We start from the raw sequence: 16277 nt of genomic DNA on the forward strand, positions 1-16277 counted from the left end.
AACGCCGGGCTGCCGCCCGCGGAGGGCGGTTTGGGGCCTGAGCACCCTGGAGGACGTCCCCTATGCCGGACAGTGTGAGGCCAGGAGGACGGACGCGATGAGGACCGACAACGGCGCGGCGCCGGACGCCGCGGGGACGGACGCCGGGGGCGGCGCCGCCCGGCTCCAGGCGCTCTTCGAGGGCCACCGGCTCACCCCGACCCAGCGGCGGATCGCCCACTGCATGGTGCGGCGGGCGGCGGACGCCCCGTTCCTCTCCAGCGTCGAACTCGCCGAGCTGGCCGGCGTCAGCCAGCCGTCCGTGACCCGCTTCGCGGTTGCGCTCGGCTTCGACGGCTACCCCGCGCTGCGCAAGCATCTGCGCGATGTCGCGCCCGCCGAACCGCCGGTGGCCGAGGGCGCGTACAACGAGTACCAGCAGGCGGTGCAGTCCGAGATCGACAATCTGCGCCATCTCGCCACCCTGCTGGCCGACCCCGCCCCGGTCGAACGCGCCGGCCGGCTGCTCGCCGCGTCCCGTCCGCTGCCGGTCCTCGGGCTGCGCGCCGCCTCCGCCCAGGCGGGCGGCTTCACCTACTTCGCGCGCAAGGTCCACCCGGACGTCCGGCTGCTCGACGAGGGCGGCACGATGCTCGCCGACCGCATCGACGCCGCCCAGCGCGCGGGCGCGACCGCCCTGCTGTGCTTCGCGCTGCCGCGCCATCCGCGCGAGGTCGTGGAGGGTCTGGAGTACGCCCGGGGGTCCGGCCTGACCGTGGTCACCGTCGCCGACAGCGCCTTCGCCCCGGTGGCCCGTCACAGCGATCTGCTGCTCCCCGCCGCGGTGGGCACCGGTCTGGCCTTCGACACCGCCTGCGCACCGATGCTGCTGGGGCGGGTGCTGCTGGAGGCGATGTGCGACGCCCTGCCGGACGCGCAGGCGCGGCTGGAGGAGTTCGACACGAAGGCGGCGGCGCGCGGCCTGTTCGTCGACTAGTAGGTCCTGTCCGGTGGATCTTTGAGGGTCAGCCCGCGGCGTCTGGTGCGGGGGCACCTCCCGGCGGTAGCCGGGGGAGCATCGCAAGGCGGAGGATCGCCCTCGTGCTGGGCGTACTTGGGCGACTCCGACAACGCAGCCGGGGGCACCTCCCAGCGGTAGCCGGGGGCGCGGTGCCAGGCGTCGCGGGCCCGATGAGAACCACCGGACAGGGCCTAGCCCCCCGACGAGTCGGATCCCCGCCCGCGGGCTTCCGGATGACCCGCGGGGCGGCCCCGGCGTGCGCCGTCCGGACGCCCGTCCCGGCCGTCCGGGCCCGGGTTACAGGTCCAGCAGCCCCCCGGCGTAGTCGCCGCCGCTCTCCGTGACGATCTCCTCGATCGTCTGCGGCGAGCGCACCGTCGCGAAGCGCACCTCCTCGCCGTCCGTCGTGAAGCCGTAGATCCCCGGTCGCGGCAGGCTGTTGTAGGCGAAGTGGTTGGAGAAGTAGTAGGCCCCGGTGTCCAGCAGGCCGACCAGATCGCCCGCCGCGAGCTGCGGGAGGGGGCGGTCGCGGGCGACCAGGTCGCCCGCGAAGCAGCACGGTCCGGCGATGTCCTGGGCGAGCAGACCGCCCGGGGCGGTCGGCTTGGGGCGGCCCGCGGCGTCGTACGCGGCGATCCGCAGCGGCCAGGACTCCGGCGCGAAGACCGTGCGGGTGGCGAGCTGGGCGCCCGCGTGGGTGACCGCGATCGGACGGCCGCCCGCGGACTTGGCGTACTCGACCCGGGCCAGCACCGTGCCGGACTTGGCGAGCAGCGACCGCCCGAACTCGGTGACCAGCGCGTACCGGCCGTCGAAGAGCCCGGGGACGGTGGTCAGCAGCGCTTGGGCGTACTCGCGGTAGCCGGGGGTGAACTCCTCGGAGCCGAAGTTCACCGGCAGCCCGCCGCCGATGTCGAGGGTGTCGACCTGCCGCCGGCCGACCGCCGCGTTGATCTCCTCGGCCAGCTCGTACGTCGCCCGGACGCCCGCCGCCATCAGCTCCAGCGGGATGCCCTGGGAGCCGACGTGGGCGTGCAGCCGGGTCAGCCACGGCCGCTCCGTGAAGGCGCGGACGACGCGGTTCCACGCGCCCGGGTCCTGGAGGGCGACGCCGAACTTGGAGGTCGCGGTGGCCGTGCTGAGCGCGTCGATGCTGCCTCCGCCCAGCTGCGGATTGACCCGCAGCCCCACCTGGCCGTGCGGGGCCCGGGACGCGGCCTCGCCCCGGGGCTCGATCAGCGCGCCGAGCCGGTCCAGCTCCTGCGGATTGTCGGCGTTGAGGGCGATCCGCAGCCGCAGCGCCTCGTGCAGCTCGGCGGTGGTCTTGGCGGGGGAGTCCAGGACGATCCGCTCGGGCGGTACGCCCGCGGCGCGGGCCAGCGCCAGTTCACCGGGGCTGGCCACCTCGCAGCCCAGCCCCTCGTCGGCCAGCAGCCGCAGTACGGGGACGAGCGCGGCGGCCTTCACCGCGAAGGCGTGCAGTACGGGGGTGCCGGGGGCGACGACCTCGTCGAAGGCCGTGCGCAGCTCCGCCGCGGCGGAGCGGATTCCGGCCACGTCCAGCAGCCCCACCACGGGCTGATCGGCCTCGATCAGCCCCTGCTCCACCGCGGCCCGTACGGCGCTCTCCCGCCGGGCGGCCGAAGCGGCCCCCGCCCCTGCCCCCGCTGCGACCGGATTCGATGTCATGCCTTCAGCCAACCACCACGCCGCCCAGCCCGCCCAGCCCGCCCGGCTCACAGACCGGCGGTGAGAGACATCGGAACGTGCCGGACGTCGGCCTGTACACGGTGCTCGCACAGGATTCCAGGGCGATGTGCAGCCGGAGCGCGCGAGCGTCGCGTACGGATTTGTTCTCCGAGACGAGGTGGTACTCGACCTCTCGCGGGTCCCCTGAGCCGGAGGGCAGCATCGGAGCCGGCACCGACCTCGGTACGTCGGGCCTGAGGAGGGCCCGCACGGTGAGGGTGCAGCCGGTGCGGGTGGGCGCGTAGGTCACGTACGACAGGTCCTGCCACGGGACGTCCCAGACGGTCTGGCGCAGTTGCAGCGTCAGCCGGTCGCTGTTCACCCGAATGGCGCTGCGGTGCAGGTACGGCAGCGCGTGGGACAGGCCGGTCAGCAGGCAGGCGGCCGCGAGGACGCCGCCGAGGGCCAGTCCGATCGGCAGCTCGCCCGAGGATCCGGCCGAGGCCACCACCACCAGGGCGAGCGCCGCCAGCAGCGTCGGCCGACGCATACGCCGCCAGAAGGCGGCCCGGCCGCCGTCGTCGACGACGAACGCGTCCGTGGCCGGTGTGGGAGTGGTGCCCGGGCGAGGCTGGGTGGGCCGACCGGGCGGCTCGTGGGACGGGGCCTCCCGGCCCGGGGGCGGGACCTGCCGGTCGTGGGACGGGGCCCGCGGGTCGGACGGTGCGGACGGAGCGTGGTGGGTCGGCTGGGCGTGCGGCGGGGTGGGCGTCCGCGGGTCGAGGGCCGTGGGGTGCGGGCCGCGGCGGGGTCGAGCACCGTGGGCACCCCGTCCGTCAGCGCCGCCGCCACCTCCGCCGCCCGCGGCCGGGACTCGGGTGACTTCGTCAGGCACGCCTCGACCAGCGACCGCAGGCTCGGCGGCAGTCCGCCCAGGTGCGGCGGCTCGTGCACGACGCGGAACAGCAGGGCGTGCGTCGAGCCCTCGCCGAACGGGCCGCGCCCGGTCGCGGCGAAGTACAGCACGCCGCCGAGGGAGAAGATATCCGTCGGCGGCCCGGCCTCCCGCCCGGTCGCCTGCTCGGGCGACATGAAGCCGGGCGTGCCCATCACGGTTCCGGTCGCCGTGAGGGCCGTGCCTCCGCCGCCGTCGAGCGCCTTGGAGATCCCGAAGTCGATCACGCGTGGGCCGTCGTCGAGCAGCAACACGTTGGAGGGCTTCAGAAGCGCTGTCTGAAACCCGGATCGTTGGCGATCTCCGGCCGTACGAGCTTGACCGCGACCCGCCGCCCGGCGCCCGACTCGCCCAGGAAGACCTGGCCCATCCCGCCCCTGCCGAGGCGGCCGATCAGCCGGTACGGGCCGATCGCCGCAGGGTCGTCCGCCTGTAATGGCTGTGGCAATGTTTCCCCCGCTCCGCAGACGCTCGCTGCGGGGCCCACGATACTCACGGTGCGGGGGCGGTTCCTGCCCTGTCCGTCCCTGCCGCCTGGGGGAACCGTGACGGACATGGCCCTGATCTGCCGCCCAGGGGGCGCCGTGTCCACTGCGCGTCCAGCTACTCAGCCGCGCTTCAGATCTTTGGCCATGACGGCGAACAGAGGCGAGTCGTCTGACGGCTTCGCTTCACCCGCCTCGTTGTATCCCCAACTCTCATACAAGGCTTTGACTTTGTGGTGAGCGGAGTCAACCTGGAGCGTTACGACATCGGCTTCGACCGGTTCGAGCAGTGCGTCATGGATCTGCTTTGCCCGGCCGGTCCCACGCCATTGGGGGACCACCATCAATTCTGACAGCGCGAAGACTGATCCCCTGGTAGTGGCAGGCCGCCGATGCCCCTTCCACCATCCACCCGGCTTGAGTATGGAGCCGTATGCGTACCCGACAGGCACGTCGTCCTCCCACCCTGATATACATTGCCAGTTCTCACGTGAGGACCACAGGTCGAGGAAGTACGAGAAGCGGTCACGCGAATAAAACGGGTTCGGTTCATTCGCGTACGCCTCGTCGTGGATGTCAAGCAGCAGGGACCTGACATCCCGAGCATCAGCATGCGTGTAGCACTTCAGATCCATTGGCTGGACTCCTCGATCCACTCGACGATTTCGGGACTCTTTGAGCCCGAGGCTACGATCAGCTTTCGGGTGGCGGCCAGAGTGTGAGCGGTTCTCCGCGATCCGGAAGAGGGCGGCAGCAATGCATGAGTCTGCCTGCCTGTCGCACAGGCCAGCTCCAGGTCTCCCTGCCTGGCCTGAGCCAGCGCCAGATGGGCTGTATATAGAGCCTTGTTGCGGGCCATGCCGTCCGGGATGGCGGCGAGCGTGCGATGCAGCCAGTAATCTGCCCGGCCATGATCGCCCAGGGCCGACCAGATGAACGAGGACAGAGCGTCCATCTCGCTGGTGTCGAAGAACTTGATCCACTCTGGCCGCTGCTCGTCGGCGCAACGGGCGAAGGCACGCTCCGCGTCAGCGAGGGCTCGCAGAGCCTCCGAGCGATGCCGAATGCGCACAAGTCCGTTGGCGTTCCGGATGTGCCCGAGAGAGGCGTACAACGGGTCTCTCCGGGCGATGGAGGAGCGCTTCATCACCTCTGCCCCGGCGACGGCCTCGGCGTGGTTCTCGCCCTGGCTGGAAGTAAGAGTCAGATGGTTCCAGACGTGATACATCGTCTCGCTGTCGCGGGACAGGCCGGCGAGGGTCAGAGCCTTGTCGAGATGAGCGCGTGCACGCTGCGGAGAGCTTGCGTCGATGGCCGCGAAAGCCGCAGAGCTGATGACATCTGCGGCAAGCCTATGCAGCATATTTCGCACACGAGTTGAGGGTGATGAGACGGCAAGGGTGGACTGAATTCGCGAAGCCAGTGCTACGGCAAGGTTTTCCACCTTCCGTGATCCTCCTACCGCTTGGTCCCGTTGGAGGATGGCCACGTATTCCTCATGGAATCGTCGGACGTCGTTGACGCCAAGGCGCCCCTGGGCGGGTGCGTAGGGAGCGGCAACGGCCAGGGCCGTACCGCTTGTGGCGGTCAGGAACGCACGTCGGTGCACGGGATCCTCCTCCGGTGGCACGATGCGCTTCTTGCGGGGCGCGAACCCCAGGTCTTCGGCGCTGGCTCCAAGAACCTTCTCCAGGCACAGCCTGATGCGGTCCTGCGGCCACTTGGTCTCGCCGCGCAGCCATCGCCGGATGTCGGCATCGGTGACGTTGCCTGGCTTGCCTGTCAGGAGTTCGATCTCAGCATTGATCTGACGCGCTAATTCTGCCTGAGAGAAGCCGAGTTCGCCGATGCGCCGCGTCGCAGGCCGGGATACCACCGATCCGAGCCCCCGCAACCTCCCCCCGGGAGACTTCGACAAGGCCCGCACGCTGGCCGAACAGTGGCCTACGGACTACGTGCTCGTGGAGACCGCCCCCGGTGACCCCTGCCGTGTCACCGCAGGCCCCGGAGGCATCGCACCGCTCTACGTCGCGCACGACCGTACGAGCCTGCACGGGTCGTGGGACATGGCCGACCTCGCCGAATACGCTGTCGGGCTGAGCCCTCGCGAAGTCGCGCGGCTGCTGATCTACCGGCCCCGGTACAGCGCCGAAACCGTTTTCCGAGGCATTCACCGAGTGACGAGCGCACGACGGCGGTCTTCGGCGGTCACCTGTACCTGCACTACCCCGAACCCGCCTTGCACAGTGGCCCACGTGAACTGAGGCCTGATGCCGATGTGCTCGGCGCCTTCGTCAACGCAATGGACGACGCCCTTGACCTCCGGCCGCTCGACTCTGTGGAGACAGCGCTTCATCTGACGGGCGGGTTCGACTCCGGCACTGTGGGGACCCGTCTCGCGGAGCGCTACCCGAACCGGTTCCCCACGGCCGCGCTCCTCATCGGCGGCCCCGGGCGTGCTCACCAGATCCGGCGGCGTACCGAAATCCTCAAGACCCTCCCGTTCGCCGAGCCGGATCACCTGATCGACGCCATCGAGTACGCTCCGCTGACGGCCGACTGCGCCCGTGTCCGGGGCGAGCGAATCAGCCCGTACGAGGAACCCTTGCACCGCCCGTTCACCCGACTGACCGAAGTGCTGGCCGAGCACGGGGCCCGGGTGGTCGTGACGGGACTCGGCGGGGATGAAATGGTGGCCCTCTCGCAGGACGAGTACCCACACAAGTCCATGGGCGAGATCAGCGACGCCCTTCCCTGGGTCGGCCAACGAGCACGGGAGGCGCTCGCCTACGCGGACGACGGCATCGCACCGCCGGCCGCAGTCAACAGCATGACCTTGCTGTCTCTGGAGACCACGGCCCCCGTGCTGATGCGAGCCGGCATCTGGCCCCTGCACCCCTTCGCCGACCCCGGCATGGTGCAACTCGGCGAGTGGCTTCCCATGCACTGGCGCGAGCTGAAGCAACTTCAGCGGCGACGCCTCGCTTCACTTGGGCTGGGCCCGGACGTCACCGAGTCCCGCGTGCGGGAGTCTTTCGCGGAGGTCGTCCAACACTCATTGACCACGCACGCTAGGCAGTTGTTCGCCCGGATGCTCATCGACGGCTCGCCGCTCTTCGATGAACAGCTGGTCGATCGTGACGGCCTGCGCCTGGCCGTGCGACGACTGGCCGAAGAGCCCTACCGCGAAGACGGTGACGCGCAGCTCCTCGAAGTGCTGGATCTGCACTTCGCCGCCCAAGCCTTCCTGTGAACCATGCGGGTATCCACACCGGTTTGTCGCCGGCCGACCCCAGGAGACAACGTGTTCGCCATGCGCCCGGCCACCGCCGACGACATCCCTGCCGTAGAGAACATGATCCTCGCCCGCTCTGTGTGGCTGGAGGAGCGAGGGCATCCGAGCTGGCGGAAGAACGCTACGGAACTCGCACAGCAGGCAGAGAACTCTGACGGTGATGTGTGGGTCCTCGCCGAGGAGGGCGGACAGATCATCGGCTTCACCACCGTGCGGGAACAGACCCCACCCTGGGGCTGGACGCATGACGAGCTGAACGAGTCGGCCCACTACCTCTACTCCACGGTCACCGACCCGGCACACTGCGAGAAGAAGCCGGGAGCCGTCATGGGACTGTGGGCGGTGGACCGGGCCGCCCGGGAGGGGAAGGCATGGGTCCGTCGTGGCTGCAACTTCCCCGGATTGGTGAGGTACAACGAGACCCAGGGCTTCAGCCTGGTGCACGAAGTGCAGCGCACGAACAACCGGGTCTACCTGATGGGCCGACGGGCCGAGCGCATCGCTGACCTCGAAGAGAGGTTCCAGGCCCTGTCGCCGCACCCCCAAGGCCCCGTTCAATGTTTTGGCAGGCGTTGAGCGGGGCTCTCAGCGGGTCTGCCGTCGGAGTGTGTGCGGCGACCAGGTCGCGGCCGAGGCCGTGCAGCGGGCCGCCGATCCGCTGTGCGAGCCCGTCTCGCAGCTCCGTCAGCCGCTCGATGCGCTCGTCGGGATACGCCGGCCGGCGCCGGACGATCATGTTGGGGAGGGTGCGCGGGCCGGGCTCCCCGTCGGTCCGGGCCCCGTCGGCCCGGCGGCGTCCGCGTCCCCGATCCGCATGGGTCCCGTTCCTTCCGTTCTTTTCCGGTTCTTTTCCGGGGTGAGCGCCATGGTCGTGGCCAGCCGCCTACAACTCCACCAGCACCGCACCGAAGTACCGTCCCTCGATCAACTCGGCCAGCGCGCGCGGCGCTTGGCTGATCCCGGTCAGCCGGGTGTGCGGATAGACGACCGTGCCCTCGCGCAGCGCGCGGCCGAATTCGCGCGCGTACTCGGGCAGGGCGTCCTGGTGGTCGTAGCCGCTGATGCCGCGCAGTGTGACCCCGCGGGCGACCAGGGCCAGGGTGCTGATGCCGGTGCGGGCCAGGATGTCGTCGGACAGCTGGGCGGCCAGCGCGCCGACGATCGCGAACCGGGCCTTGCGGCGGGCCAGCGCCAGCGCGGCCTGGAGCTGTTCACCGCCGACGGTGTCGAAGAGGACGTCGATGCCGTCGGGAGCCGCCGCCCGCAGTTGCTCCTCGATCGGCCCGGCGCCGCGCAGCACCACCGCGTCGTAGCCCAGCTCCCCGACCAGCCGGGCGGCCTTCTCCCGGGAGCCGGTGGAGCCGATGACCCGCACCGCGCCGTGCAGCCGGGCGAACTGCCCGGCCAGCGAGCCCACCCCGCCCGCGGCGCCGGTGACGAAGACGGTGTCCCCGCGCCGTACGCCCGCCCCGCGCACCACCCCCAGCCAGGCGGGGAAGCCCTGGGAGAGCTGGGCGGCGGGGTCGGGCAGCCCGTCGCCGTCGAGCGGCCGGGCGTCGGCCGCGTCCACGACGGCGTACTCGCGCCAGCCGAGGGAGTGCCGCACCAGCGTGCCGGGGGCGGGGCCGCCGTCCGGCGCGCTGATCACCTCGCCGACCGCGGGGCCGCGCATCGGCGCACCGGGTTCGGCCACCGGTAGCGGCCGAGGCAGGCCGAGGGCGGCCAGGCCGGTCCGGGGGAGCGGGCGCATCGCGGCGGTGACGCTCATCAGCCGGTTGCGCACCAGCAGCCGGCCGGGGCCGGGGACGGGCAGCGGGGCGGTCACCACTTCGAAGTGGGCGGTGGTGAGCGCCCCGTCGGACAACCGGGCGGCCAGCCGGACCTCGCGGTGGGTGGCGGGCGGCGGGACCGGTCCGGCGGCGGATGGCGGCACGGGGGCTCCTCGGCATGGTCCGGGGCACGAGGCCCGGTGCGGGCGGCTACCCCGTCGTGGGGGACCCGTCGGGAGGGGACCCCGTCGGGCGGGGACTCCGTGACGCTAAGCCCCGGCGCGGACCCCGGACGTGAGGCCGCCACGCGTCCGCGCCCGGAGCCGCGGTGAACCACCCGGGTGCATGCGGCGGGCCACCGCACGCGGCGCTATTGACTAGCTCTATTCATCGAAGCCAAGATGTGAATATCTCGATCCAGTCGACGGCAGGGAGGCACGGCCCATGTCAGGTCCGCGACCCGTACGGGCACCGCGCGGTACGGAGCTCAGTGCCCGGGGGTGGCAGCAGGAAGCCGCCCTCCGGATGCTCCAGAACAACCTCGACCCGGAGGTGGCCGAGCACCCCGACAAGCTGGTCGTCTACGGCGGCACCGGCAAGGCGGCCCGCGACTGGCGTTCGTTCGACGCCATGGTCCGCACCCTGCGGACGCTCAAGCAGGACGAGACGATGCTCGTCCAGTCGGGCCGTCCGGTCGGGGTGATGCAGACCCACGAGTGGGCGCCGCGGGTGCTGATCGCCAACTCCAACCTGGTCGGCGACTGGGCCACCTGGGAGGAGTTCCGCCGCCTGGAGGCGCTGGGCCTGACCATGTACGGCCAGATGACCGCGGGTTCGTGGATCTACATCGGCACCCAGGGCATCCTCCAGGGCACCTACGAGACCTTCGCGGCCGTGGCGGCCAGGAAGTTCAACGGCACCCTGGCCGGGACCATCACGCTCACCGCGGGCCTGGGCGGCATGGGCGGCGCCCAGCCGCTCGCCGTCACCATGAACGACGGTGTGGCGATCTGCGTCGACTGCGATCCGCGCGCCATCGAGCGCCGGATCGAGCACCGCTATCTGGACGTCCGGGCCGACAGCCTGGACCACGCCGTCCAGCTGGCCACCGAGGCGCGGGACGCCCGCCGCCCGCTGTCGATCGGTGTGCTGGGGAACGCGGCCGAGCTGGTCCCGCGGCTCCTCGCGATGAACGCCCCCATCGACATCGTCACCGACCAGACCAGCGCCCACGACCCGCTGGCGTATCTGCCGCTCGGCGTGGACTTCGACGAGATGGCGTCGTACGCCGCCGAGAAGCCCGCCGACTTCACCCGGCGGGCGCGGGAGTCCATGGCCCGGCATGTCGAGGCCATGGTGGGCTTCATGGACGCGGGCGCCGAGGTCTTCGACTACGGCAACTCCATCCGCGGCGAGGCCAAGCTGGCGGGCTTCGAGCGCGCCTTCGCCTTCCCCGGCTTCGTCCCCGCCTACATCCGCCCGCTGTTCTGCGAGGGCAAGGGCCCGTTCCGGTGGGCTGCGCTGTCCGGCGACCCCAAGGACATCGCCGCCACCGACAAGGCGATCCTGGAGCTGTTCCCGGAGAACGGGTCACTGGCCCGCTGGATCAAGATGGCGGGGGAGCGGGTGCACTTCCAGGGGCTGCCCGCCCGTATCTGCTGGCTCGGCTACGGCGAGCGCGACAAGGCGGGCGAGCGGTTCAACGAGATGGTGGCCGACGGCACCCTCGCCGCCCCGCTGGCCATCGGCCGTGACCACCTCGACTGCGGCTCGGTGGCCTCCCCGTACCGCGAGACCGAGGCCATGCTCGACGGCTCGGACGCCATCGCCGACTGGCCGCTGCTCAACGCCATGGTCAATGTCGCCTCGGGCGCCTCCTGGGTCTCCATCCACCACGGCGGCGGCGTCGGCATGGGCCGCTCGATCCACGCGGGCCAGGTCACCGTGGCCGACGGCACCGCGCTGGCGGACGAGAAGATCCGCCGGGTGCTGACCAACGACCCGGGCATGGGCGTGATCCGCCACGTCGACGCGGGCTACGACCGTGCCGACGAGGTGGCACAGGAGCGCGATGTGCGCGTCCCGATGCGCGAGGAAGGGACGGCGTGACCGCGGCCGCCAACCGGCCCCCGTCGTTCCTGGAGATGTGGCGCGACCTGGCCCCCATCGGCCGTGACGCCACGACCAACGGCTACCGCCGCTACGCCTGGACGGGAGCGGACACCGACTGCCGCGCCTGGTTCCGGGCCCAGGCGGAGACCCGCGGCCTCGTCTACGAGGTGGACCGCAACGGCAACCAGTGGGCCTGGCTCGGCGACCCGGCCGCCGGGGACGCCGTGGTCACCGGCTCGCACCTCGACTCCGTGCCCGACGGCGGCGCCTTCGACGGCCCGCTGGGCGTGGTGTCCTCCTTCGCCGCCCTCGACGAGCTCCGCGCCCGCGGTGCGCACCCCGCCAAACCGCTCGCGATCGTGAACTTCGGCGACGAGGAGGGCGCCCGGTTCGGGCTGGCCTGTGTCGGCTCCCGGCTCACCGCCGGACAGCTCGGCGTCGACCAGGCGCATACGCTGCGTGACGCCGACGGGATCTCGCTGCCGCAGGCCATGGAGCGTGCCGGGTACGACCCGGACGCCATCGGCCCGGACCCCGAGCGGCTGGCCCGGATCGGCGCCTTCGTCGAGCTCCACGTCGAGCAGGGCCGCGCCCTGGCCGCGCTGTCCGACAGCGGCTCCGCCGCGGGCGACACCCCGGTGGGCGTCGCCTCCGCGATCTGGCCGCACGGCCGCTGGCGCTTCGATTTCCACGGCGAGGCCAACCACGCCGGGACGACCCGGATCGAGGACCGCCGCGATCCGATGCTCACCTACGCCAACACCGTCCTCGCGGCCCGCAAGAAGGCCCGGCTGGCCGGGGCCCTGGCCACGTTCGGCAAGGTCGGCGTGGAGCCCAACGGGGTCAACGCCATCGCCTCCCTGGTGCGCGGCTGGCTGGACTCACGGGCCCCCGACGAGAAGACCCTCGCCGCCGTCGTCGAGGAGATCGAGCGGGCCGCCGTGGAGCGGGGGCGGCGCGACGGGGTGGAGGTCCGGGTCACCCGGGAGTCCTTCACACCGGTCGTGGAATTCGCCCACGATCTGCGGGACCGGCTGTCGGGCCTGCTCGGCGGGGTTCCGGTGCTGCCCACCGGCGCCGGGCACGACGCGGGCATTTTGTCCGCGTCGGTTCCGACCGCCATGCTGTTTGTAAGGAACCCCACCGGCGTCTCGCACTCACCCGCGGAGACGGCGGGCGAGGATGACTGCCTCGCCGGTGTGGCCGCGCTCGCGCAGGTACTGGAGGGGTTGGCGTGTCGCTGACGGCGCAGACCTACTGGGCGGAGTACGCCTGGCTGGACGGAAGCGTGCGGTCGGACGTGGTGATCGTGGCCGCGACGGACGGCAGGATCACCACGGTGCGGCCCGGCTGTCCGGTACCGCCCGCGGGTTCGGTCACCCTGCGCGGCCTCACCGTCCCCGGTCTGGCCAACGCGCACAGCCATGCCTTCCACCGGGCGCTGCGCGGCTTCGTCCAGGCCGGGAGCGCGGCGGACCCGGACCACCACGGGCAGGGCGCCCCGGACTCCTTCTGGACCTGGCGCAAGGTGATGTACGAGGTGGCCGACCGGCTCACCCCGGAGAGCTACTTCGAACTCGCCCGCGCCGTCTACGCCGAGATGGCCATGGCGGGCATCACCTGCGTAGGGGAGTTCCACTACCTCCACCACGCACCCGGCGGCATCCGCTACGGCGACCCCAACGCGATGGGGGAGGCCCTGATCGCGGCCGCGGCCGAGGCCGGGATCCGGATCACCCTCCTCGACACCTGCTATCTCTCCTCCGGTTTCGGCGCCGAGCCCGACGAGCACCAGCTGCGCTTCTCCGACGGCACCGCCGACGCCTGGGCCGAGCGGGTCTCCGCGCTCAAGGGCAACGGCAACACCCGGATCGGCGCGGCCGTCCACTCGGTGCGCGCCGTCCCCGTCGACCAGCTGGGCACCGTCGCCGGCTGGGCCGAGGAGCGGTCGGCCCCGCTCCATGTGCACCTCTCCGAGCAGACCGCGGAGAACGACGCCTGTGTGGAGGCGCACGGCTTCACCCCGGCCCGGCTGCTCTCCGACCACGGGGTGCTGGGGCCGCGCACCACCGCCGTGCACGCCACCCATCTCACCCCCGGAGACATCCGGCTGCTGGGCCACTCGGCCACCGGGGTGTGCATGTGCCCGACCACCGAACGGGACCTGGCCGATGGCATCGGCCCGGCCGCCGAACTCCAGCGCGCGGGCTCACCGCTGTCGCTGGGCAGCGACAGCCACGCCGTGATCGACATCCTCGAAGAGGCCCGCGGCATGGAGCTCGACGAGCGGCTGCACACCCGCGCCCGCGGCCACTGGACCGCGCCCCAACTGCTGCGCGCGGCCACCGCCGACGGTCATGCGGCGCTCGGCTGGGGCGAGGACGCGGGCCGCATCGAGGTGGGGGCGCTGGCCGACCTCACCACGATCGCGCTGGACTCGGTGCGCACCGCGGGACCGCCGCCCCGGCTGGGCGCCGAGACGGCCGTATTCGCGGCGACCAGCGCCGATGTCCGGCACACCGTGGTCGGCGGCCGCCATGTCGTACGGGACGGCGCCCATCAGCTCGTCCCGCGCGTCCCCGAGGCGCTGGCCGCGTCCATCGCAGCCCTGCACGGCTGAGCGACAACGGGCCGCTCCGGTGGCCCACGAAGGAGAACACCCCCACGATGACCACCGCGACGGACGCGGCCGCCACGCCCACGACGACCGCCATCACCCATATCGCCGGACTTGTCACCAACGACCCCTCCCTCGGTGAAGGCCCCCTCGGTCTGATCCAGGACGCGGCCGTCGTCATCGACGGCGACCGGATCGCCTGGGTCGGTGAGTCCAGCAAAGCACCCGCCACCGACAACCGGGTCGACGCGGCCGGGCGGGCCGCTCTCCCCGGCTTCGTGGACTCCCACTCCCATGTGGTCTTCGCGGGCGACCGCACCGAGGAGTTCAACGCCCGGATGTCCGGGCGGCCCTACAGTGCGGGCGGGATCCGCACCACCGTGGCCGCCACCCGCGCCGCCTCCAACAACGTGCTCAACGCCAATGTCGCCCGCTATGTGATGGAGGCTCTGCACCAGGGCACCACCACCCTGGAGATCAAGTCCGGCTACGGGCTGACCTCCGAGGACGAGGCGCGCGCCCTGTCCATCGCGGCCGCCCACACCGACGAGGTGACCTTCCTGGGCGCGCATGTCGTCGCCCCCGAGTTCGCCGACGACCCGGCCGCGTACGTGGACCTGGTCACCGGCCCGATGCTCGACATGTGCGCCCCGTACGCCCGCTGGGTGGACGTCTTCTGCGAGAAGGGCGCCTTCGACGGCGACCAGGCGCGGGCCGTGCTCACCGCCGGCCAGCGGGCGGGGCTCATCCCGCGGGTCCACGCCAACCAGCTCTCCCACGGCCCCGGCGTGCAGCTTGCCGTCGAGCTGGGCGCCGCCTCCGCCGACCACTGCACCCATCTGACGGACGGGGACATCGACGCGCTGGCGCACGGCGACACCGTGGCCACCCTGCTGCCGGGCTGCGAGTTCTCCACCCGCTCGCCGTACCCCGACGCGCGCCGGCTGCTGGACGCGGGCGTCACCGTGGCGCTCTCCCCGGACTGCAACCCGGGCTCGTCCTTCACCAGTTCGATGCCGTTCTGCATCGCGCTGGCCGTACGCGACATGGGGATGACCCCGGACGAGGCGGTCTGGGCGGCCACGGCGGGCGGGGCGCGGGCCCTGCGCCGTACCGATGTGGGCCGTATCGCGCCGGGCGCCCGCGCCGATCTGGCGCTGCTGGACGCCCCGTCCCATGTCCACCTCGCCTATCGGCCCGGGGTTCCGCTGGTGTCGGCCGTCTGGCGGGGCGGCACCCTCGTCTGACGTCCGCCGAGCCGCTGACGCCCCCGGCCGGGGGGCGGACGCGAATAAGGACCCGTCCCGGCTGAGCGGGGGCGGGCCCTTATCCGTCTGCGGCGGCGTTCACTCCTCGACCATCAGTCCCTTGCGGAGCCGACGGAGGGTGCGCGACAGCAGCCGGGAGACATGCATCTGAGAGATGCCCAGCTCCTCACCGATCTCCGATTGCGTCATGTTCGCCACGAAGCGCAGCGAAAGGATCTTCCGATCGCGCGGGGGCAGTTCGGCGATCAGCGGCTTCAGGGACTCCACGTACTCGATGCCCTCGAGGCCGTGGTCCTCGTAGCCGATCCGGTCCGCCAGGGTGCCCTCGGTGTCGTCCTCCTCGGGCTGGGCGTCCAGCGAGCTGGCGGTGTACGCGTTGCTCGCGGCCATGCCCTCGACGACCTCGGCGGTGGATATGTCCAGCCGGTCGGCCAACTCCTCGACGGTGGGGGCGCGGTCGAGCCGCTGCGCCAGTTCGTCACCGGCCTTGGCCAGGTCCAGCCGCAGCTCCTGGAGCCGCCTGGGGACGCGCACCGACCAACTGGTGTCCCGGAAGAAGCGCTTGATCTCGCCGACGATGGTCGGCATCGCGAACGTGGGGAACTCGACGCCGCGGCCGAGTTCGAAGCGGTCGATCGCCTTGATCAGTCCGATGGTGCCGACCTGGACGATGTCCTCCATCGGCTCACTGCGGGAGCGGAAGCGCGAGGCGGCGAACTTGACCAGTGCCAGGTTCAGCTCGACGAGCGTGTTGCGGACGTACGCGTACTCATGGGTGCCTTCGTCCAGCACCTCGAGGCGTTCGAAGAGGGTCTTCGAGAGAGCCCTTGCGTCTACCGGGCCAACCGTTTCATACGGGGGTATCTCCGGCAGATCGGACAATTCCGGCAGTTCCTCGAAGGACGTCTCGACAAGAGCCTGGACGTCCGTGTCAGGGGTGAACTGCTGGGGCACGGTGGTCGACGAGGCGCCGGTACTCCAAGAAGGGTCGGTACGCGAAGAAGCGTCGGTACGCGATTCGTCGAGCTGGGGTGACATAGTCTCCTCCGTCGTTCTCGGCATATGGCTGCCGGTGCCATAACGTGCT

Annotated in this window: 14 protein-coding genes and 1 pseudogene; 7 read left to right on the forward strand and 8 right to left on the reverse strand. The window is 71.6% G+C overall.

Features of this window, described 5'->3' with window-relative positions; all coding sequences use genetic code 11:
• The first annotated feature begins 97 nt into the window (after window positions 1-97).
• Window positions 98-976 (forward strand): MurR/RpiR family transcriptional regulator, encoded by an 879-nt coding sequence (locus HUT19_RS24715; protein WP_176182560.1) that lies wholly within the window; start codon window positions 98-100, stop codon window positions 974-976.
• 321 nt (window positions 977-1297) lie between these two features.
• On the opposite strand, the gene HUT19_RS24720 is transcribed toward HUT19_RS24715, so the two are convergent.
• From HUT19_RS24720 to HUT19_RS43205, 6 genes and pseudogenes are all read right to left on the reverse strand, one after another.
• The gene (locus HUT19_RS24720) at window positions 1298-2689 is read right to left on the reverse strand and encodes a diaminopimelate decarboxylase (protein ID WP_176182561.1); all 1392 of its coding nucleotides are present in this window, start codon (window positions 2687-2689) and stop codon (window positions 1298-1300) included.
• 4 nt (window positions 2690-2693) lie between these two features.
• Window positions 2694-3584, reverse strand: coding sequence for a hypothetical protein (locus HUT19_RS43190; RefSeq protein ID WP_254886300.1), 891 nt, complete (start codon window positions 3582-3584; stop codon window positions 2694-2696).
• A gap of 5 nt (window positions 3585-3589) precedes the next feature.
• A pseudogene (locus HUT19_RS43195) lies at window positions 3590-3898 on the reverse strand (serine/threonine protein kinase); the annotation flags it as partial.
• Window positions 3899-3909: 11 nt separating this feature from the next.
• Entirely contained in the window at window positions 3910-4092 is a 183-nt protein-coding gene (locus HUT19_RS43200) for a hypothetical protein (protein ID WP_254885762.1), read from the reverse strand.
• Window positions 4093-4251: 159 nt separating this feature from the next.
• Window positions 4252-4764 carry a GNAT family N-acetyltransferase gene (locus tag HUT19_RS24730; protein WP_176182562.1) on the reverse strand — a complete coding sequence of 171 codons (513 nt, stop codon included), beginning with the start codon at window positions 4762-4764 and terminating at the stop codon, window positions 4252-4254.
• The gene (locus tag HUT19_RS43205; RefSeq protein ID WP_254885763.1) at window positions 4755-6047 is read right to left on the reverse strand and encodes an XRE family transcriptional regulator; all 1293 of its coding nucleotides are present in this window, start codon (window positions 6045-6047) and stop codon (window positions 4755-4757) included. Before HUT19_RS43205 ends, HUT19_RS24730 begins: the two co-directional genes overlap by 10 nt.
• Before the next feature lie 360 nt (window positions 6048-6407).
• On the opposite strand from HUT19_RS43205, the gene HUT19_RS24740 reads away from it, so the two are divergent.
• Window positions 6408-7382 carry an asparagine synthase-related protein gene (locus tag HUT19_RS24740; protein ID WP_254885764.1) on the forward strand — a complete coding sequence of 325 codons (975 nt, stop codon included), beginning with the start codon at window positions 6408-6410 and terminating at the stop codon, window positions 7380-7382.
• Between the two features lie 60 nt (window positions 7383-7442).
• On the forward strand, window positions 7443-8000 hold the full coding sequence (locus HUT19_RS24745; RefSeq protein WP_176187260.1) for a GNAT family N-acetyltransferase: 558 nt from the start codon (window positions 7443-7445) through the stop codon (window positions 7998-8000).
• A 307-nt stretch (window positions 8001-8307) separates the two neighbouring features.
• Here the strand turns inward: HUT19_RS24745 and HUT19_RS24750 are convergent, their stop codons facing one another.
• Window positions 8308-9357, reverse strand: coding sequence for an NADP-dependent oxidoreductase (locus tag HUT19_RS24750; RefSeq protein WP_176182563.1), 1050 nt, complete (start codon window positions 9355-9357; stop codon window positions 8308-8310).
• Between the two features lie 280 nt (window positions 9358-9637).
• Between HUT19_RS24750 and hutU the strand changes: the two genes are divergently transcribed.
• Genes hutU through hutI form a run of 4 tightly spaced genes read left to right on the forward strand, consistent with a single transcriptional unit; the run spans window position 9638 to window position 15169 of the window.
• On the forward strand, window positions 9638-11302 hold the full coding sequence (gene hutU / locus HUT19_RS24755) for a urocanate hydratase (RefSeq protein ID WP_176182564.1): 1665 nt from the start codon (window positions 9638-9640) through the stop codon (window positions 11300-11302).
• A 35-nt stretch (window positions 11303-11337) separates the two neighbouring features.
• Window positions 11338-12549 carry an allantoate amidohydrolase gene (locus tag HUT19_RS24760; RefSeq protein ID WP_176187264.1) on the forward strand — a complete coding sequence of 404 codons (1212 nt, stop codon included), beginning with the start codon at window positions 11338-11340 and terminating at the stop codon, window positions 12547-12549.
• Window positions 12546-13925: a formimidoylglutamate deiminase gene (locus HUT19_RS24765; RefSeq protein ID WP_176187262.1), complete on the forward strand. Its 1380-nt coding sequence runs from the start codon at window positions 12546-12548 to the stop codon at window positions 13923-13925. Before HUT19_RS24760 ends, HUT19_RS24765 begins: the two co-directional genes overlap by 4 nt.
• A gap of 47 nt (window positions 13926-13972) precedes the next feature.
• On the forward strand, window positions 13973-15169 hold the full coding sequence (gene hutI / locus HUT19_RS24770; protein WP_176182565.1) for an imidazolonepropionase: 1197 nt from the start codon (window positions 13973-13975) through the stop codon (window positions 15167-15169).
• Window positions 15170-15268: 99 nt separating this feature from the next.
• On the opposite strand, the gene HUT19_RS24775 is transcribed toward hutI, so the two are convergent.
• Complete coding sequence (locus HUT19_RS24775) at window positions 15269-16228, reverse strand: RNA polymerase sigma factor SigF (RefSeq protein ID WP_176182566.1); 960 nt, start codon at window positions 16226-16228, stop codon at window positions 15269-15271.
• Window positions 16229-16277: the final 49 nt, after the last annotated feature.

Origin of the sequence: Streptomyces sp. NA02950 (genome assembly GCF_013364155.1) — a bacterium.
Taxonomy (GTDB): Bacteria; Actinomycetota; Actinomycetes; order Streptomycetales; family Streptomycetaceae; genus Streptomyces.